The 17,460-nt window shown below is 58.9% G+C and carries 19 protein-coding genes; 7 read left to right on the top strand and 12 right to left on the bottom strand.

The window, feature by feature from the left end:
• Positions 1–111 precede the first annotated feature (111 nt).
• Entirely contained in the window at positions 112–912 is an 801-nt protein-coding gene (locus HBO05_RS12055) for an SDR family oxidoreductase (RefSeq protein ID WP_126588877.1), read from the bottom strand.
• Between the two features lie 101 nt (positions 913–1,013).
• On the opposite strand from HBO05_RS12055, the gene HBO05_RS12060 reads away from it, so the two are divergent.
• Positions 1,014–1,754 carry a DUF2889 domain-containing protein gene (locus HBO05_RS12060; RefSeq protein WP_057005048.1) on the top strand — a complete coding sequence of 247 codons (741 nt, stop codon included), beginning with the start codon at positions 1,014–1,016 and terminating at the stop codon, positions 1,752–1,754.
• An 84-nt stretch (positions 1,755–1,838) separates the two neighbouring features.
• On the opposite strand, the gene HBO05_RS12065 is transcribed toward HBO05_RS12060, so the two are convergent.
• The 4 genes from HBO05_RS12065 to HBO05_RS12080 form a co-directional block, all read right to left on the bottom strand.
• The gene (locus HBO05_RS12065) at positions 1,839–2,414 is read right to left on the bottom strand and encodes an aromatic-ring-hydroxylating dioxygenase subunit beta (RefSeq protein WP_057005047.1); all 576 of its coding nucleotides are present in this window, start codon (positions 2,412–2,414) and stop codon (positions 1,839–1,841) included.
• A gap of 90 nt (positions 2,415–2,504) precedes the next feature.
• On the bottom strand, positions 2,505–3,905 hold the full coding sequence (locus tag HBO05_RS12070) for an aromatic ring-hydroxylating dioxygenase subunit alpha (RefSeq protein WP_172312766.1): 1,401 nt from the start codon (positions 3,903–3,905) through the stop codon (positions 2,505–2,507).
• Positions 3,906–4,028: 123 nt separating this feature from the next.
• Entirely contained in the window at positions 4,029–5,027 is a 999-nt protein-coding gene (locus tag HBO05_RS12075; RefSeq protein ID WP_172312768.1) for a fumarylacetoacetate hydrolase family protein, read from the bottom strand.
• The gene (locus tag HBO05_RS12080; protein ID WP_020300789.1) at positions 5,024–5,725 is read right to left on the bottom strand and encodes an SDR family NAD(P)-dependent oxidoreductase; all 702 of its coding nucleotides are present in this window, start codon (positions 5,723–5,725) and stop codon (positions 5,024–5,026) included. The genes HBO05_RS12075 and HBO05_RS12080 overlap by 4 nt, the downstream gene beginning before the upstream one ends.
• A 139-nt stretch (positions 5,726–5,864) precedes the next feature.
• Here HBO05_RS12080 and HBO05_RS12085 point away from each other — a divergent pair, with 139 nt between their 5' ends.
• Both HBO05_RS12085 and HBO05_RS12090 read left to right on the top strand, forming a co-directional pair.
• Positions 5,865–6,263 (top strand): Zn-ribbon domain-containing OB-fold protein, encoded by a 399-nt coding sequence (locus HBO05_RS12085; protein WP_172312770.1) that lies wholly within the window; start codon positions 5,865–5,867, stop codon positions 6,261–6,263.
• Positions 6,263–7,453 (top strand): thiolase family protein, encoded by a 1,191-nt coding sequence (locus HBO05_RS12090; protein ID WP_020300791.1) that lies wholly within the window; start codon positions 6,263–6,265, stop codon positions 7,451–7,453. The genes HBO05_RS12085 and HBO05_RS12090 overlap by 1 nt, the downstream gene beginning before the upstream one ends.
• Before the next feature lie 9 nt (positions 7,454–7,462).
• Here the strand turns inward: HBO05_RS12090 and HBO05_RS12095 are convergent, their stop codons facing one another.
• The 6 genes from HBO05_RS12095 to HBO05_RS12120 form a co-directional block, all read right to left on the bottom strand.
• Positions 7,463–8,248, bottom strand: a complete 786-nt coding sequence (locus HBO05_RS12095; protein WP_020300792.1) for an IclR family transcriptional regulator — start codon at positions 8,246–8,248, stop codon at positions 7,463–7,465.
• An 88-nt stretch (positions 8,249–8,336) separates the two neighbouring features.
• Positions 8,337–9,923 (bottom strand): MFS transporter, encoded by a 1,587-nt coding sequence (locus HBO05_RS12100; RefSeq protein WP_172312772.1) that lies wholly within the window; start codon positions 9,921–9,923, stop codon positions 8,337–8,339.
• 38 nt (positions 9,924–9,961) lie between these two features.
• On the bottom strand, positions 9,962–10,846 hold the full coding sequence (locus tag HBO05_RS12105) for a fumarylacetoacetate hydrolase family protein (RefSeq protein WP_168224066.1): 885 nt from the start codon (positions 10,844–10,846) through the stop codon (positions 9,962–9,964).
• Position 10,847: 1 nt separating this feature from the next.
• On the bottom strand, positions 10,848–11,798 hold the full coding sequence (locus HBO05_RS12110; RefSeq protein ID WP_032904513.1) for a VOC family protein: 951 nt from the start codon (positions 11,796–11,798) through the stop codon (positions 10,848–10,850).
• A gap of 66 nt (positions 11,799–11,864) precedes the next feature.
• Complete coding sequence (locus HBO05_RS12115; RefSeq protein ID WP_020300796.1) at positions 11,865–12,623, bottom strand: SDR family NAD(P)-dependent oxidoreductase; 759 nt, start codon at positions 12,621–12,623, stop codon at positions 11,865–11,867.
• Between the two features lie 52 nt (positions 12,624–12,675).
• Positions 12,676–12,912 (bottom strand): ferredoxin, encoded by a 237-nt coding sequence (locus tag HBO05_RS12120; RefSeq protein WP_020300797.1) that lies wholly within the window; start codon positions 12,910–12,912, stop codon positions 12,676–12,678.
• Positions 12,913–13,273: 361 nt separating this feature from the next.
• Here HBO05_RS12120 and HBO05_RS12125 point away from each other — a divergent pair, with 361 nt between their 5' ends.
• The 4 genes from HBO05_RS12125 to HBO05_RS12140 all read left to right on the top strand — a co-directional run bounded on the left by HBO05_RS12125 (position 13,274) and on the right by HBO05_RS12140 (position 17,059).
• Positions 13,274–14,536, top strand: coding sequence for an MFS transporter (locus tag HBO05_RS12125; RefSeq protein WP_020300798.1), 1,263 nt, complete (start codon positions 13,274–13,276; stop codon positions 14,534–14,536).
• A 27-nt stretch (positions 14,537–14,563) separates the two neighbouring features.
• Complete coding sequence (locus HBO05_RS12130; protein ID WP_020300799.1) at positions 14,564–14,884, top strand: 2Fe-2S iron-sulfur cluster-binding protein; 321 nt, start codon at positions 14,564–14,566, stop codon at positions 14,882–14,884.
• A 20-nt stretch (positions 14,885–14,904) separates the two neighbouring features.
• Positions 14,905–16,140, top strand: coding sequence for an FAD-dependent oxidoreductase (locus HBO05_RS12135; protein ID WP_020300800.1), 1,236 nt, complete (start codon positions 14,905–14,907; stop codon positions 16,138–16,140).
• 85 nt (positions 16,141–16,225) lie between these two features.
• Entirely contained in the window at positions 16,226–17,059 is an 834-nt protein-coding gene (locus HBO05_RS12140) for an oxidoreductase (protein WP_020300801.1), read from the top strand.
• Positions 17,060–17,102: 43 nt separating this feature from the next.
• Here HBO05_RS12140 and HBO05_RS12145 read toward each other — a convergent pair whose 3' ends face one another.
• A complete protein-coding gene (locus HBO05_RS12145; protein ID WP_020300802.1) occupies positions 17,103–17,453 on the bottom strand; it encodes a nuclear transport factor 2 family protein in 351 nt (116 codons plus the stop codon).
• Positions 17,454–17,460: the final 7 nt, after the last annotated feature.

Genomic DNA, 17,460 nt, shown 5'->3' on the forward strand with positions numbered 1-17,460 from the left:
TCTCGTCGATCCAACGTCGAAAGCCCGCTTTGAAGCGGGCTTTCGCGTCTCTTGGGCCTGGAGCCTTCTTTGCAGGAGCGAGCTTGCTCGCTCCTGCATCAACCGGGGTAATCAATACTCGCGCACGGGAATGCCTTTGGGGCGGGAGTTGTAACCGGGTAAGTGCAGGCCACCATCGACGTGAATGGTCTCGCCAGTGATAAAGCGCGACATCTCCGAAGCGAGGAATACCACCACCGGCCCGATATCAGCTTCAGGCTCGCCACAGCGCCCCAACGGACGCATCGAAGCGGACATTTCGGCAAACCCCGGGTTCTCTGCAGCGAGTTTGTGAAAGGTCGCACCCATCGCAGTCGGTGCGATGGCATTGGTTCGAATGTTGAACCGCCCCCATTCAGAAGCCGCGCTACGAGTCAGCCCCACGATCGCTGCCTTTGCCGTGTTGTAGTCGCCGTGCAACCAGGCGCCGATCTCGATATCGATGGAATAGAAGTTGATAATCTTGCCGCCGCCTCTCGCTTTCATGTGGGGCAGTGCGGCTTTCATCGCCCACCAGGCCGCCCACACTGTAGAACCGAGGGTTTTCTCCAGCATCGCGTCGGTTTTTTCTTCCAGAAGGACATTGGGTGTTGGCGCAAAGGCGTTGTTAACCAATATGTCCAGACCACCGAACTGATCAACGGCCAATTGCACGGCAGCTTCGATATCGGCCTTGCTGCACACGTCGGTCTTGATGAACACCGCTTGGGCACCCAGCGCTTTGAGTTCGGCGACTATGGCCTCGCCACTGGTGACATCCAGCTCGGCGACCACCACAGCAGCGCCCTCTTTGGCAAAGTTCAGCGCGATACCGCGGCCTATTCCGCCACCTGCACCGGTAATCAACGCGACCTGTTCGTTTAGCAGTGCCATAGCCACTCCATTTCTTGTTTTTTAGTGAACATTTTTGGTTATAGTGTTCAAATATAGCTGATTTCGTCAGCCTGAACAGCATTGAAGCAAGGATATTGAGGATGAGTGTATTTCGTCGCCGCGTAGACATCATTGCTCATCCCGGCAATGGCACGGGCGAAGTCCGAGCCGCGCTGGAAGACGACTTCCACCACTTCCGTGTCTGGGTCTGCCACCATCAAGGTGAAGTCACCGCCATTGGCGGCGAAGCGCTTCGCTACCCTTATTCCTTGTGCCCTCAGGCTTGCGATCAATTACAGCACCTGGTGGGCATGAAACTGGACCGGATAGCCCACTCGGTCACCCGTCAGACCGATGCCAGTCATCAATGCACCCATCTGCTGGACCTCGCGGGCCTCGCTGTCGCGGCGGCCGCTCGAGGCCCCCACCAGCGCCGTTATGACATCAACGTCGGCCAGCGTATTGCCAATCACACTCGCGCTACGTTGCTGTGCGACGGCGTTGAAAAGCTGAGCTGGGAAGTCGATGGCACCCTGATCGAAAGACCAGCCCCCTACTGCGGCATCAACCTTCGCGAAGGTATGGCACGCTGGGCACTGAGCACCCTCAATGAAGAAGCCGCCGAAGCGGCTCTTTTGCTTCGCCGCTGCACCCTGATTTCGATGGGGCGTGCGTACAACCTCGACGCCCAGATTCACGCCGCTACCAGCGCCCTCTGCTACAGCCAGCAACCCGAACGTGCGGAGCAGGCACTGCGCATGAAAGGCTCGACTCTGGATTTCAGCCACGAGCAGCTCAAGTTGTGCGCAGAGGATCAGCAATGGCTGAGACAACAGCAATAGCCGCTTCGCTCTTGCGTCAAGAACAGAGCGGCCAATGCCTTCAAGGTACGGCGATCCGGGTTCAAACCAGACCGCCGGTACGAACTAGAGGAAGACGGCCAGATTGGGTGTTCCAAGCACCGCCTGGTCAATGATGACTTCGCGCCGCGCCAACTTGAATCCCACTTCACTCAGGCGCAGCACATCACGCCGTTCGCCACTGATAATGTCGACGTGGTGGTCCTTGAACCGGCTACGGGTCAGCAGCAGGTAACTGGTCACCACAAACTCATCGCTCTTGTCGGTTTCTTCGACAAACACGTTGGTCACCAGACGTCGGGTACGCGAAGGAGGATCTTCCGCCCAGGCACTTTTGCCGGACAGGCGCAGGATTCGGCCCATGATCGAGCGGTAGTCATCGTGGTAATGCTGAACGCTGCGCACGATGGTGGTTTTCAACTCGGCGGCCAAGCGCGTCTGGCGTAGCGGCACTGTGTACACCAGGTCGGTGTCCAGGCGTTCGGCCCACTCCTGCAGGCGAATCTGGTCCAGCAGCGTGGCTTCCTCGTAGAGAAAGGTCACCACATCGTTGTAAATCGGCGAGCCTACCGGTACTCGCTTGGTACCGACTGGGGAACCCGGCTGGATATCCTCCACACCGCGTTGTTGAACCTGAGCCATGAGTCATTCCCTCACTTTTATTCTTGTTAATGCGGTTTCCAGCAACTGCGGCCCCTCAGGACCGCAGTCATACCAGGCGTAACAGACGCTTTACTTGTCGTCCGATGCAGTCATCAGCTCATGCCAGTACAACCACCAGTGCCACTGGGTATCGTCCTTGGTGAAACCTTCGTTGACGATGCCCGGGCCAGGCCAGCCTTCCGGCGCCCCCGTTTCAAAGACTGCCTGGTACTTCATCGTGCTCTTGCGGCCCATCGCCCCCTTGGCAGCCAGCGTCATGTGCGGCCAGGTATCGGAGTCATCCTGCTCGACCATGCCGGACGTGCCGAACAGCTGGATGGTTTGCTTGAGCATCTTGTCGCGCAATTCCGGGGAAGCGTCTTTCTCGGCAAATACCCAGTTGACGAACTCGAGCTTGTCCGGACCTTGCGGCACGTAGGCGTGCAGGGTCATCGAGCCGACGACAGTGCCATCCGGCTGCGGAATGTAGACAAAACCGAAAAGAATGTTCGGGAACATTCCACCGACTTGCGGCGGCATGCTGGTGAGCACTTTCAACTGATCTTCGGTCAAGTTGCGTGCCAGCTGTTCGACCATGTCGGCGGTCATGCCGGCAGGCGGCAATGCTTCCAGCTTCTGCTGCACACTCAACTCTGCCGGATCGAGGCCGGTCAGGCGCTTGATCTTGCGCGCCAGGTCGATGCAGCGCAGGGCATGGCCATGGGGCGAGCTGATTTCAACTCCGATCATTTCCGGGCTGAGGTCGGCTGTTTCACCCTCGCCTTTCTTGGCGTAATTGCCCACTTCGCCCAGCCAACGGTGCAAGGTCAGTGTGTGGAAACCGTCAGCCGCCGATTGCTCGCCAGCCGTTTTCCAGTTGGCGTTAACGATAAAGCGCTGCGGTGGGCCGAGTACTTCCATGCCCTTGTCGGAGCGGCAGAACAGCATGTCGTAATACCACTTGGCATCGCCGAGGAATTCGTCAAACGACGGCCCATCGATATTCCAGGTCGCAAAGACCAGACCGCCGTACAGCGTGACCCGTGCCTTTTTCAGGCCCAGTTCTTCTTTTGGCAGCATCTTGCCGTGCATGCACTCACGCTCGACGGGTGAGCCGACAAAGTCGCCATTCGGGCGGAAGGCCCAGCCGTGGTAGATGCATTTATGAATTTGCGTGTTGCCACAATCGGCGGTGCTGATGCGCATGCCGCGGTGCGGGCACACATTGAGGTTTACAAACACCTCGCCCTCTTTACCACGGGCAACAATGACCGAGTCGGAGCCCAGGTCGCGGACCATGAAGTCCCCGGAATTGGGGATCTCCGACTCGTGACCCAGGAGTACCCAGATCTTGCCGAAGATTTTTTCCATCTCCAGCTCGTAGATTTCGCGGTCAGACAACACGCGCATTTGTACTTCACGGCTAGAGGGATAGATGAGGTCAGAGACCTTGGTTCCATCAGACAATACGGGGCTTGTTCTTTTTAGCATGATTGCCTCCTGATCAGAGCGTCACGACAGTAGTCGCAGCGAAATATAAGACACTTTCTCTATTTATGTACATAGAATTCACTTTGTACTTGTAAGTGAATTCTTCCGTCATTCACGTACGCGTCAATCCTTGTTCGATGCCTTGCCCGCTTGAGTGCGCAGCACACCAATGCCGTCGATCTCCAGTTCAACCACATCGCCAGGCTTCAAATAACGCAATTGCTCCAGGCCGCAGCCGTTGCCGACCGTGCCGGAGCCCAGAAACTCGCCGGGGTACAGGGTTTCCGAGCGGGACACGTGGGCAATCACGTCTTCGAAACTCCAGCGCATATCGCGGGTATTGCCGCGCCCCCACTCCTCGCCATTGACCCGGGCGACCATGTTCAGGTCATAGGGATCACCCAGCTCATCGGCTGTCACCAGACAGGGGCCCATGATATTGGCGGTATCAAAATCCTTGCTCTTGGCCGGGCCGAGCATGCCGGGCATTTCCAGGGCCTGGGCGTCGCGGGCACTCATGTCGTTGAAGATGGTGTAGCCGACGATATGCGCCCGGGCGGCTTCACGGCTGATGTCCTTGCCGCGCTTACCGATGTAGCAACCGAACTCCAGTTCGAAATCCATCGCCCGGCTGTAGCTCGGCCATTGAAATTCATCGTCGATGCCAATCACCGCGAAACGGTTGCCCTTGTAGTAAATAGGCTGCTTGTTGAAAGTCTCGATGACCCGATCGTCAGCGCGGGTGTTCATCGCTTTCAGCGTGGCTTCCGGGTCTTCGGTACGCAGCGCACGGGCACGACGGGCCGCCGCGAAGCTCTGGCGCAGATGCAATTCGAAGCATGAACAGTCGCGCATTTGTGGAGGCGGCTGGATCGGTGCACGCAGCTTCACGCTGGCACGCTCCAGCACCGCCGCCGAGGGTGCCTTAGCGACCAGTGAGCGGGCCAATTCCAGCGCCGGTTCGCCGGCCTCTACCAAAGCCAGAATGCTGCTCAACGCCACACTGTCACGACCTTCCAGCAAGCGGTAAGCGTGTTGCAGGTCGAGTACCTGCTGATCCCGATTGAGCAATGCACCCGCGTGCTCAAACCCTTCGGCGTCGGTATACGTCACCAGTCTCATACGCGACCACTCACGGGGAGCAGCGCACCGGTTACTGCTGCGGCTTCGTCGGATAAAAGAAACGCCACTACCGCCGCCAACGCCTGCGGAGTGACCCAGCGGCTGCTGTCAGCATCAGGCATGTCGGCGCGGTTGGCGGGGGTGTCAATGATGCTCGGCAGCACAGCGTTGACCGTTACACCACGATCCTTCAGTTCCTCGGCCAACGCCTCGGTCAACCGGGCCACACCGGCCTTGGAGGCGGCATAAGCCCCCATACCTGTTGCGGCTTTGACAGAGGCCAGCGCGCCAATGTTGACGATGCGCCCGGCCTTGGAATCCAGCAGGTGTGTCAACGCGGATTGAGAACTGACCACTGCGGTACGTACGTTCATCTGATAGAGGCGATCCCAGGTCAGCAGGCTGCCACCTTCGACGGTCTCCCAGGCAAACCCGCCCGCGACATTGACCAAACCGTCGATGCCACCCAAATGCCCCGCGACCTGCTCGAACGCAGCGCTGGCCGACTCGCTCGAAGTCAGGTCGACACCACCCAGGCACAGCAGGTTTTCCGTATCCAGCAAGGCAGCTGGGGCCTCGCTACGATCCAGCAACGCCACCCGGGCGCCTCGCGCCAGCAGAAATTTGCCAAGTGCGCTGCCGAGGGCACCAAACCCGCCGGTGACGACTACCCTCTTGTCCAATAGTGATTGGGACATCGCGAAATCCTCTTGTTGTTGTTTTACGGCGCGAACGGTCGATTCGCGCCTTTGTCCGGATGAATATATGACACTTTTAGAAAATATGTACAAATGATACCGTATGACTTCAAGTCAAACACTCACCTGCGGACCGCTGATGCCTAGAAAACTGCCTGCACTCAACGCCGACAACCGCGCCTTCTGGCAAGGCGGTCAACAGGGCGAACTGCTCGTTCATCGCTGCGCAGCCTGTAGCCGGTATTCCCACCCGCCCGCCCCGCTCTGCCCGCATTGCGCAAGCTTCGACGTGGCGCCGCAAGCGGTGTCCGGCAAGGGCACCGTACTTAGCTTCACCATCAACTATCAACCCTGGACCCCCGACCTGGAGGTGCCCTATGTGGTGGCGATCATCGAGCTCGTTGAGCAACCCGGCTTGCAGTTCGTGAGCAACGTGGTGGGCATGCCGGTCACGGATGTACATATCGACATGCCGGTACGGGTCAGCTTCCTCAATGTCGAGGATGTGTGGTTGCCTCTGTTCGAGAAGGATCAGTGATGTTCGATCATCGTTATGAAAAAGACGTAGCCATTACCGGTATCGGGCAATCAGAGATCGGCCGACCGTCTACCAAGTCAGCGATGCGCCTGACCCTGGACGCCTGCCTGGAAGCCATTGCGGACGCCGGCCTGCAACGTAGCGACATCGACGGCGTGGCCTGCTGGCCGGGTGATAACAACAATGGCGACCCGTTCTCACCGGTCGGTCCCAGTGCGCTGAAGAGCGCCCTTGGGCTCAACGTCAACTGGTTCGGTGGCGGTTATGAAGGGCCCGGCCCGCTTACCGGGGTCATTAACGGGGCCATGGCGATTGCGGCGGGCCTGTGCAAGCACGTACTGGTGTTTCGCACCATCACCGAAGCGTCAGCCCGTATGCTCAACAAACAGGCCGGCGCACTGACCAACAAAACCCAGGGTCGCGACAGCAGCTACGCCTGGCAGTGGTTTACCCCGTTCAATGTGCAATCGGGCATCAATCTGATGGCGTTGTATGCCCAGCGTCACTTCCATGAATACGGCACCCGACCGGAGCAGCTGGCGCAGATAGCCCTGACGTGTCGCCAGAACGCCATGCGCAACCCCAAGGCGCTGTACCGCACGCCGATGAGCATGGACGACTACATGGCATCGCGAATGATTTCAACGCCTCTGCGCATGTTCGACTGCGACGTGCATTGTGATGCGTCCACCGCCATCATCCTGTCCCGTCGTGATATCGCCCAGGACCAGCCAAATAAACCAATTCGCATCGAGGCCATGGGCGCAGCGTTGAACCAGCCCTGGTCGTGGGATCAGATCTCCCTGACCAAAATGGCCGCCTTCGATGTTGGCGAGATGATGTGGGCACGCACCGACTACACCCCGCAGGATGTTGAATCTGCGCAGTTGTATGACGGATTTTCGATCTTGACCCTGATCTGGCTTGAAGCCCTGGGCCTGTGCCCCATTGGGGAAAGTGGCGCGTTCGTCGAGGGTGGCACGCGCATCGCACTGGAGGGCAGCTTGCCCATCAATACCAATGGCGGGCAGCTGTCTGGCGGACGCACCCACGGCCTGGGTTACGTGCATGAAGCCTGCCTGCAACTGTGGGGTCGTGCCGAAGGCCGGCAAACCCGCGAACACCGCGTCAGTACGGTGGCAGCCGGAGGCGGCCCGCTGGGGGGTAGCCTGCTACTGGTTCGCGAGTAACGGCGCGCCTCAGTAGAGTACGCCGGCCACTTCGCTGCAGAACTCGATCAGCGCCTTGCCCAGTTCGGCAAGGCCCTCTTCATCCCGTTGGCCACGGAACATCACCGCTGACACGGTGAAATCGATGCTGTTGGTTGGTGAGAAGACCGGCGCCGCAATGGCAAGAATCCCCCCCGAAAAATGCCCATCGTCCATTGCCCAACCGCGCTCGGCGGCCTCTCTCACTTCTTCGCGATAGACCTCGAGCGACAGCGGCTGGGCCCAGCGAATCGTCTCGAAACTGCTCTGTACTTCCGGATCGTCGAGGTCGATCTGCGTAGCGAACAACCGGCCGCTGGCGCCCATCAGAATTGGCAGACGCTGACCTTCAGCCATGTCGATACGCACATCGGTCGGGCTCGCGGCGGAACTGACAATGACGATGCGGTCAGGGCTCATTTTGCGCCACAGGGTGATGGTCACCCGCTGGCGTGCAGCCAGGTTCTGCAACAGGGGTTTGGCCATTTGCACGCGGTGACCCTGAGTCACCAATTGTTCAACCAGGCGCGCCAGGCCCAGGCCCACGGTGTAACGCTTGGAAAGGGCACTGAAATCGACCACCTCCTCTTGCACCAGGGTGCGCAGGATGTTGAAGCAGGTACTTGGATTGATTTTCAGTTGCCGGGCGATGTCCACTGAACGTTCCGGCGTGCCCACCTGACTGAGATAGCGCAAGATGCGTATGGCGTTGGATACAGGCTTGACGAGGGTTGCGCCGGCCGATTTGCTGCTGTCGTTGACGTCAGTGAGTTCCATGCCCAATCCAGTAACTTTAGAGTGGCGCCATTCTAACCTGAGAATGATTGGCGCCGTAAAAGTTTTATCTGGGAATTACTCGAACACTTCAATCGGTTAATTTCACTGGCGGCTGATAGATCAAACGACGGGTTTGCAAATCTTCGCGACGAAAACGCTCGATGAGACGCTCTTGGGCCTGGTCGGCCTGGGTCACCCGAACCTGTTGGCGCAAGTATTCCAGCCATGACTCGACAATAAAGCGCTCGCTGTAGAGTTGCGGGTCCGCCATGTCGCGGTACAAACGCCAGTTTTGCGCACCGTTGCGCCGTCGCGCCTTGCCTACCGCGTATACGGCAGCCAGAAATTCATCGCGGTCCGGCGCCGCCACCTGGTACACAATCTCCACCGATACCGGTCCTTCGGAATGGGACACCGGACTGGCCAGCTGGAGTGTGTCGGTCAACTGCACCTCGGCAAAGTCTGCTTCCTGGCCCAGTTCCACATGGCCATTTCGGGTCAGCGCGATGCCGACCAGCAACAACAGTGTCGAGAGCAGCAAGCTCTGGCTCAATCCCAGATACTCGGCCAATGGCCCCCATATCGCACCGCCGGCCGCCATCGCGCCCATCAGGATCAACACATAGACCGATGCGACCCGTGCGCGCACCCAATTGGCGGCATAGGTTTGCACCACCGTTGAAATGGTCGCGTTGACCGCCATCCAGCCGAACCCTGCCAGCAGCAGCATTGCGCAGACCGCGTAGCGGTTGTTGGATAGCGCGGCAGTGAGGGTGGCGAGGGCAAAGGAAATGGCGCCGCAAACCAGCAGATGACGCATGCCCAATACGCGATACAACCGCGGCAAGCTCAGCGCAGCCAATACTGCACCGGCACCAAGAAACGCCATGAGCAAGCCATAACCACCAGCGTCCATACCCAATTCCTGCTTGGCCACCAGTGGCAGCAAGGCCCATAAAGCACTGGCACTCATGGTGAACACAAGAACCTGCTTCATGGCGCTGAACAGGACCGCTGAATGCCGGATATAGCGCAGGCCACTGCGCATGCCACCGGTCAGGGTTTCCGGTGGCAAGCCCACGGCAGGCGGGTTGGGCGCGATACGAAAGAGGAAGAGGAGCACCGCGAACATACACAGCGCGATCACCAGAAATACCGAGGTCGTGTTCCAGTATGCAATCAGTGCACCCGCCAACGCGGGGCCCAAAGCCCGGGTGGCATTGATGGAAATTCCGTTCAAGGACACTGCAGCCGGCACCTGGTCGCGAGGCAGTACGCCGACCATGGTCACCATCCACGCCGACATGCCCAGCGCACTGCCAGTACCGAGCACAAAGGTAAACGCCAACAAGCCCCAGGTTTCCATGTGCGCGCTGTACGCCAGCACACACAACACCAGTGCGGCGAACAGCATCATGCACTGGGTAATGATCAGCCAACTGCGACGGTCTACCCGATCGGCAATCACCCCACCGGGAAAGGCAAACAGAAATACCGGTAGGGTCACGGCGGTTTGCACCAGAGAGACCATGGCTGCCGACGTCGTCAATGTGGTCATGATCCACGCCGCGGCGACCGTCTGCATCCAGATAGCCATGTTGACCACTGCGGCTGCCAGCCATAAACCGCGGAACGCTTTGTTGCGAAACGGCGCCCACGCCGAACCCTCGCTCATCATCACTCCTCAGCGGCTACGCCAGTCAGTTTCAGGGATTACTTGTCCAGCGGCTGACCCAGTCGCCCCGCCGCACGGGCGGGGATGAGTTGGCGTGGCGCAGCGATGGTATTGCTCTGTCGACCGATACCTGCAATCTCAGCCTCGACCCGATCACCCGGCCGTAAAAAACGCCCGCTTTCCAGTCCTACGCCGTGGGTGGATCCGGTAAACACCAGGTCGCCAGGACGCAGACTGATGCGTGCATCCAGATAATTGAGCAACTCATCCAGGGGAAAAATCATCTGCCGGGTATTGTCCTGCTGGCGCAGTTCATAGTTAACGCTCAGGCGCATATCTAAAGCCGGTTGCCCCGTTACACCCAGTTCGTCCGCGGTCACGATCCATGGACCTACCGGTGTGGTGCGGTCCATGGCTTTCTGGGTCAACAGGTCCAGACGACCAATCTGCTTGCCGGCATCGCGCGCACTTATGTCATTGCCCACCGTATACCCCAGCAGGCAGTCGCTGGCATGCGGTTCATCCAGCAACGGGCGGCCCACTACGGCGACCAGTTCCACCTCGTAATCAAGCTGGATGGTCAGCGGCGAATAATCGATCTCGTCATAGGCACCAACCAGCGCTGACTCCGGTTTCATGTACGCCAACGGGTGCGCCGGAGAATCACTGCCAAGGCGCTTGAGGTGGCTGAGGTAATTGAGGCCCACACCAAAAACCCGGCTACCGGGTTCCAATGGCGCAAGCAGGCGCGCAGCCGACAACGGCAACCATTCGCCACTCGGGTCGAGGGCGTCTGGCGCAAGATCCGCCCCTAGCCCGGCCCAGTGGGCGAAAGGAGCATTAATTCGCCGAAAGCAATCAGCTTGCGCATTCAGCAACGCCCAGAACGCTTGCCCGGCAACTTCGACCCGCGCCAGACGCATGTCAGCGCTTGGCCAAGTAGGTCGGCAGGTACTCGGCGTCGAGCACTTCTTCCGGCGTCTTGACGCTGGCGCCGAGAATTGGCCCGACCATTTCGTGGCCCCACAGGCTGAGTTTTTCTGGATTCAGCTCATAGGGATCGCCTTGCCATGGCTCGATTTCAGCAATGGTCTCGAAGGCGAACCCGGACGGATTGAAATGGTAGAACGACAGATGGGGGTCCTGGGCATGTTGGCCGAGGGTCATCATCATCGGCAGTTCACGCTGACGCACGATGTCGTAGGTCTCACCGACATCACGCACGTTGCGTACAAACAGCCCGACATGCTGCACGCCCATGCGACCCGGTCCGTGACCATAAGCGATGTCATGGCTGGTGTGATGGTTGAGTTTGGAGCGGAAGAAACCGGTTCGTCCCTTGCCCGCACCAGCGCCATACCAGCTGAAACCCATGACATTAAGCAGGAAGTCTTCCAGTTCCGGAGTGTAGTCCGGGGTGATCAGCACCACATGACCCGCACCCCGTTCGTCGGCAAGGAAACCACTGTGCGGGCGGCCCGGCTGGAACGAGCGCGGCAGCCATTTTTGCCCGTAAAACAATTCGTGCTGATACCCCACCGGGTCACGAAAACGCACTAATTCACGCACGCCACGCTTTTCGCACAGCTCAGCATCACCGCGAGTGAAGTCGACATTGGCGGCTGCCAGCTTCTTGATGCCGTCCTCGAACGCCATGCGCCCCACCGCTTCCCAACCGATGTAGACAATGCGGTCTACCTTGCCAGGATGAAAAGCGAAGCGATGCCGACGATCATCGATCTTGAAGTACAGCGAATCGGGATCACTCTCGGGGTTCTTGCCTATGCCAAAACCCATCACCTGAGGGCCGTACTCACGCCACGCTTGGAGATTGGGGGTCTCAAAGCCCATGTAACCGATACCGATGATGTCCACGTTATTCACCTTGTTATTGTTCGAGATGAAAGGGTGCCGGTAGCCCATGCCAGGGCGCCGCGCGTGCTAGATCGCGAGTAACCCGCCATCGATGACGAAGTCCGAACCGGTAATGAATGAAGCCTCATCCGAGGCGACAAAGACCGCCATTGCCACCACTTCCTCGGGTTCGCCGGGGCGATCCATCAATACGCCATCCAGCAGCATGGCGCGCATTTTGGGGTCTTCCAGAAAAGGCCGGGTGCCAGGCGTCGCGACAAATCCCGGGCTCAAACTGACCGCACGTATACCGAACGGCGCCCCTTCTACCGCCAACTGGCGAGTGAAGGACACCACAGCGCCCTTTGCAGCCGAATGCGCGGAAATGCCGGCCACTTTCGAGCCACCCCATGCAGCGGTGGACGATACATTGATGATCACTCCGCGCTGTTCGGCCAAGTGGTGCCATGCATATTTGGTGGTATAGAACAGCAGGTCGATTTCGTTGCGCATGGTGTACTGCCAATCTTCGATCGACAGCTCGCTGACCAGCCCGAAGCGTGCGGCGGAAGCGTTGTTGTACAGGATGTCGATGCGCCCGTGTTCAGCCACGGCGGCATCGATCCAGGCCTTGGCCTGTTCATGATCACCCAGGTCCACGGGTGCCGAGCCGTACAGGGTAAAACCCTCGGCCTGCATCAACGCTGCAGTCTCCTCGTGACCTTCGGCATTGAAATCGCAACCGACCACAATCGCCCCTTCACGGGCAAAACGTAGCGCCGCAGCCCTGCCCTGGCCGCCGCCTGTACCGGTTATCAGCGCGACCTTGTTTGGTAATCGACCCATTAGCACATCCTCACCTCAGTGGTTATCACGTTTGCGGCAGGCGCTCACGCCATCAAACGGCTTCGTCATCCGGGGTGATGGGCTCAAGCCAGATGGCCTCCGCGGGGCAAGCGGCTGCACCCTCACGAGCCTCCTCCTCCAACTCCGGCGGCACGCGGGCATCGTCGAGGTACACCATGCCATCGGCATCAAGCTTGTACAGGCTGGGGCAAATCGCAGCACACAAACCATAACCACAGCAGCGGCTTCGGTCGGCCACCGCTTTGAACTGCGCTTTTTCTGAACTCATTTTTTTCTCCTTTATCAGGTTCAGCTTTTGCAAATTATGAACACTTATTTATTTTATGTGCAATTAATTTTTAACGCGGATATGCTGAGGCTCATCCGCTGTCCCTGATCATTGCCTTGGCTTAAAAAAAGGGAATCGCAGCAGGATGTTGAACACGGCTGGCTTCAGAGTGATTCAACCGTGGGTGCAACGCATGAAATTCGTTTGTCCGTTAGTCAGATAGCTGCGCTGGACAAAGCCGAATTTCTGATTTTATTCTGATTAAAAAACCAGATTCTGTTCAAAGAATCTGCTGGCGGTGATTCACATCACCACTTGTAGCAGTGCTTGGCTCAACAAAACCTATAAGGAAGCCAACTCCATGCACCCGTCTAGAAACGAAGCGGCAATCGATCTGCGCGAATTCCGCCAAAGCTGGAAAATCCTGATTTTGTCGGTCGCCGGAGTGGCCATCAGCATCAACGCCGCCCTGCTCTATGGTTTCGGCACACTGGTCGTGCCGCTCGGCGATGCCTTTGGCTGGAGCAAAAGTGAGCTGCAAGCCTGCATCACCTTTCTGTTTGGCGGCGCGGTGGTGTCATTGCAGTTGGTGGGTTGGTTCAACCTGCGCTACGGCATGAAGCGCGTTACCGTTATTTCCCTGCTGTTGTTGTCACTCGGTTACCTGGCAACCACGCAGCTGACCCAATCGATCTGGTCGATGTACATCGCCTTTGCACTGCTGCCCATCGTCGGCATGGGCGCGCTGGCCGTAACCTGGACCCAGCTGATCAGTCTTTGGTTCGACAGCAATCGCGGCCTGGCGCTCGCCATTGGTCTGTCCGGGACTGGTGTCACTGCCGCCATCATTCCCCGGCTGATGGCCTGGGGCATCGAGCAATGGGACTGGCGCGCGGCCTTCGTGATTCTCGCGCTGCTCAATCTGTTGGTGCTGCTGCCGCTGATTCTGCTGTGGTTCAAACTACCCTCTGTTGCCGGTCACCGTGACGGCGGGCGTGCGCTGGAGCAATTGCCCGGCATGTCTTTTCGTGAAGGCATGGGCTCGCTGAAATTCTGGACCTGTAACCTGGCGCTCAGCCTGGTGATTTCTTCGATTGTCGGCATGGTCACCAGCACCGTGCCCATGCTGCAAGCCCGAGGCCTATCCGCGGGGGACGCGGCCACCATTTTCAGCTGCTTTGGTATTTCGCTGATCTTCGGCCGCATGCTTATCGGCTATCTGCTCGATCGTCTGTGGCCGCCGATTGTGTCTGCGATCAGCCTGGTGCTGCCCGCTATCGGTTGTTTCATCTACCTGAGCCCGACCACCGAATTTGCCCCGCTCATGCTGGCGGCGGTGCTGGTTGGTTTTGGCGCCGGGGCGGAGTTCGATATTGCCGCGTTCCTGATTGCCCGCTACTTCGGCTTGCGCGAATACGGCCGCCTGTTCGGCGTGCATCAGGGCCTCAATACCGTGGCTTCGGCGCTGGCGCCGTTGCTCTTTGCGTACATGCTGGCGCGCACCGGATCGTATAACGCCATGCTGGTTTATAGCGCCGCCTGCTGCCTGATCGGTCCGCTGTTGCTACTGACCCTTGGGCGAGTGCCGCACTTCAACGTGCAAACCATTCCCAGCCAATCCTGAGCCCCCTAACAAGAATCGGAGCAGAACATGCCCACATTGACATTTATTGAACACAACGGCACCGCCCATCAAGTCAAAGGCGACATCGGCCAGTCGGTGATGCAAGCCGCGACCTTCGCCTCGGTGCCGGGTATTTCTGCCGACTGCGGTGGTGCCTGCAGTTGCGCCACCTGTCACACCTATGTCGACGAGGCCTGGCTGGGCAAGGTGCAAGCGGCGGAAGGCATGGAGAACGACATGCTCGAGTACGCTTTCGAACGTCGCGACAGCAGCCGCTTGAGCTGTCAAATGATCATCAGCGAAGACATGGACGGCATGGTTTTGCACCTGCCATCGTCGCAATTCTGAATGCGCGTGAAGGAGTTCCCATGACCCTCGCCTCAGTCGTTATCGTCGGTGCTGGCCAGGCCGGATTTCAGGTCGCTGCCTCCCTGCGCCAGGAAGGCTTTGACGGGCGCATCACCCTGATCGGCGATGAGCCAGGCCTGCCCTACCAGCGCCCGCCATTGTCCAAAGCCTATCTGCTCGGCAAGATCCAGGCGACCAATCTGCTGTTTCGTCCTGCTGATTTCTACACCACCCAGCGCATTGAACTGCTGCATGACCAGGCGACCGCGATCGACCGCCTGAACCGACGCGTGGTGTTAGCCTCGGGTGCTGCTGTCAGTTACGACCATCTGGTACTGGCGACCGGAGCCCACAACCGCCCCCTGCCGGTTCCCGGCGCAGAGTTGCCGCAAGTGTTCGGTATCAAAACCAAAGCCGATGCCGACGCCCTGGCGCCGCTGGCGAAAGAAGCGCGCAACGTGGTGGTGATTGGAGCCGGGTTTATCGGCCTCGAGTTTGCGGCGGTGGCCGCTGCCCTAGGGGCTAATGTGCACGTACTGGAGCTGGGCGAGCGTCCCATGGCTCGTGCCGTGTCGCGGGAAATGTCGGAATTGTTTCGCCAGGCCCATGAAGCGTGGGGCGTCCATTTTGACTTCCGCCAGGGTTTAAGCCGCATCGACGGCGATAACGGCAAGGTGTGCGCGGTACAAACCGGTGACGGACGTGCACTCCCTGCTGACCTGGTGGTGTTTGGTATCGGTGTGATTCCCAATGCGCAGCTGGCGACTGAAGCCGGTCTGGACATCGAGAACGGCATCAAGGTGGACGCCAGCCTGCTGACCTCTGACCCGCAAATTTCCGCGGTAGGCGATGTCGCCAGCTTCCCGTGCCTGCAAAACAATGAGTTACACACCCGCCTCGAGTCGGTGCAGAACGCCATCGACCAGGCCCGCACAGTGGCTGCACGCTTGATGGGTAAACCGGCACCTTATAGCGCCCTGCCCTGGTTCTGGACCGATCAAGGCAACTTGAAACTGCAGATCGCCGGACTCTCGCATGGCTATGACAGTACCGTCGTGCTCGGTTCAGTCGAAGAACATCAAGCGTCTGTGCTGTGTTTCCGCAATGACCGTCTGGTGGCCGTGGAGTCCTGCAATCGCATGGGCGATCACATGGCGGCGCGCAAGATTCTTGCTCGCGCGCCCAAGCTGACGGCAGTTGAGGCCGCCACTGACGGGTTCGATCTGAAAGCTTGGGAAGCGGCCAACCGCGACTGAACGTCGTACTGATCTTTCACACCCGCTGCCGCGCCCGCCTTAAAGCTGACGCGGCATTTTTTTGCACAACGACTGGAGCGATGCAATGAACAAAGTCTGGTTTATTACCGGTGCGGCCCGAGGCTTGGGTGCTGCCATTGCCAAAGCCGCATTGGCTGATGGTGACAGCGTGGTGGTCAGCGCCCGGCGTATCGAACCGCTGGAAATTGTCTTTGCCGAGTACGGCGAACGCGTGCTGGCAGTGGCCCTGGATGTGACCGACGAAGCCCAGGCACTGGCTGCCGTAGAAACTGCCGTGGCGCGTTTTGGCCGAATCGATGTGCTGGTCAACAACGCCGGTTATGGACAACTGGCGCCGTTTGAAGACAATTTCGCCAGCGACGCCGACCAGCAGTTCGCGACCAATGTGTTCGGTGTGTTCAACGTCTGCCGCGCCGTGCTGCCTGTCATGCGTCAGCAACGCAGTGGCCGGGTGTTCAACGTGTCTTCAATGGGTGGCATGGTCGGGATGGGTGGTGCGGCGCTGTACTGCGCGTCTAAATTTGCTGTGGAAGGTTTTTCCGAATCCCTGGCCCAGGAAGTGGCGCAGTTCGGGATCAAGGTCACGCTGGTGGAGCCCGGGGTTTTCCGTACCGACTTTCTCGACCCCAGCTCCGCGGTCTTCGGTACACGCGGGTTGGAGGATTACGCTGCATTCACCGCCAAGGTCAAAGGCGCTTCGGCCGCCTACAACCATCAGCAAACCGGCAACCCGGCTAAACTGGGCGATGCGCTGGTGCTCCTGGCCAACAGCGAACATCCACCGTTGCGTTACCTGGCGGGTTCAGACGCTTATCAGCAGGTCAGCGACAAGCTCAACAGGATGCTCGCGGAAATCGAGCAATGGCAGCAGCTGTCCCATTCCACCGATGGCGTCTAGGCGACGACGCGCACAGCCTTTCTGACAAGGCTGTGCGCAACGATTACTGGTTGATGAAGTAACGTACGGACAACTTTCCTTCTTCAAACCGATACAACTCGATCGTCTCGATACCGCCTTCCTGCTCGCGAAAGGCGTTCAGGTGATGGCACGCCGCTTCATTGCCATTGACGATGCACTGGCGCACTTCAACGCGAATCTTCGGTTGCTGCTGCGCCCACATGCCTTCCAGTACCTGCCAGGCATCGGCCTGGGGCTTGCCGACGTATTCGATACTCAAGCCGTTGGCCGAGACGCTGCGGTAGTGAGCGAAAAAGCCGTCTTTGTCGCCCCGGTTCCAGCAGTCGATCTGCCCGTGCAGAAAGTGCTCGATGGTGTGTTTGTCCATGCTCATTTCACGT

The sequence above is a fragment of the Pseudomonas sp. WS 5079 genome (assembly GCF_012985465.1).
Taxonomy (GTDB): domain Bacteria; phylum Pseudomonadota; class Gammaproteobacteria; order Pseudomonadales; family Pseudomonadaceae; genus Aquipseudomonas.

Coding starts and splice junctions, on each gene's coding strand:
- HBO05_RS12100 (WP_172312772.1), bottom strand. CDS start 9,923: ATGAGCGAGGGTTCGGCGTGGGCGCCGTTTCGCAACAAAGCGTTCCGC.
- HBO05_RS12055 (WP_126588877.1), bottom strand. CDS start 912: ATGGCACTGCTAAACGAACAGGTCGCGTTGATTACCGGTGCAGGTGGC.
- HBO05_RS12145 (WP_020300802.1), bottom strand. CDS start 17,453: ATGAGCATGGACAAACACACCATCGAGCACTTTCTGCACGGGCAGATC.
- HBO05_RS12080 (WP_020300789.1), bottom strand. CDS start 5,725: ATGTCCCAATCACTATTGGACAAGAGGGTAGTCGTCACCGGCGGGTTT.
- HBO05_RS12070 (WP_172312766.1), bottom strand. CDS start 3,905: ATGCTAAAAAGAACAAGCCCCGTATTGTCTGATGGAACCAAGGTCTCT.
- HBO05_RS12135 (WP_020300800.1), top strand. CDS start 14,905: ATGACCCTCGCCTCAGTCGTTATCGTCGGTGCTGGCCAGGCCGGATTT.
- HBO05_RS12120 (WP_020300797.1), bottom strand. CDS start 12,912: ATGAGTTCAGAAAAAGCGCAGTTCAAAGCGGTGGCCGACCGAAGCCGC.
- HBO05_RS12060 (WP_057005048.1), top strand. CDS start 1,014: ATGAGTGTATTTCGTCGCCGCGTAGACATCATTGCTCATCCCGGCAAT.
- HBO05_RS12075 (WP_172312768.1), bottom strand. CDS start 5,027: ATGAGACTGGTGACGTATACCGACGCCGAAGGGTTTGAGCACGCGGGT.
- HBO05_RS12105 (WP_168224066.1), bottom strand. CDS start 10,846: ATGCGTCTGGCGCGGGTCGAAGTTGCCGGGCAAGCGTTCTGGGCGTTG.
- HBO05_RS12065 (WP_057005047.1), bottom strand. CDS start 2,414: ATGGCTCAGGTTCAACAACGCGGTGTGGAGGATATCCAGCCGGGTTCC.
- HBO05_RS12090 (WP_020300791.1), top strand. CDS start 6,263: ATGTTCGATCATCGTTATGAAAAAGACGTAGCCATTACCGGTATCGGG.
- HBO05_RS12140 (WP_020300801.1), top strand. CDS start 16,226: ATGAACAAAGTCTGGTTTATTACCGGTGCGGCCCGAGGCTTGGGTGCT.
- HBO05_RS12115 (WP_020300796.1), bottom strand. CDS start 12,623: ATGGGTCGATTACCAAACAAGGTCGCGCTGATAACCGGTACAGGCGGC.
- HBO05_RS12095 (WP_020300792.1), bottom strand. CDS start 8,248: ATGGAACTCACTGACGTCAACGACAGCAGCAAATCGGCCGGCGCAACC.
- HBO05_RS12125 (WP_020300798.1), top strand. CDS start 13,274: ATGCACCCGTCTAGAAACGAAGCGGCAATCGATCTGCGCGAATTCCGC.
- HBO05_RS12130 (WP_020300799.1), top strand. CDS start 14,564: ATGCCCACATTGACATTTATTGAACACAACGGCACCGCCCATCAAGTC.
- HBO05_RS12085 (WP_172312770.1), top strand. CDS start 5,865: ATGCCTAGAAAACTGCCTGCACTCAACGCCGACAACCGCGCCTTCTGG.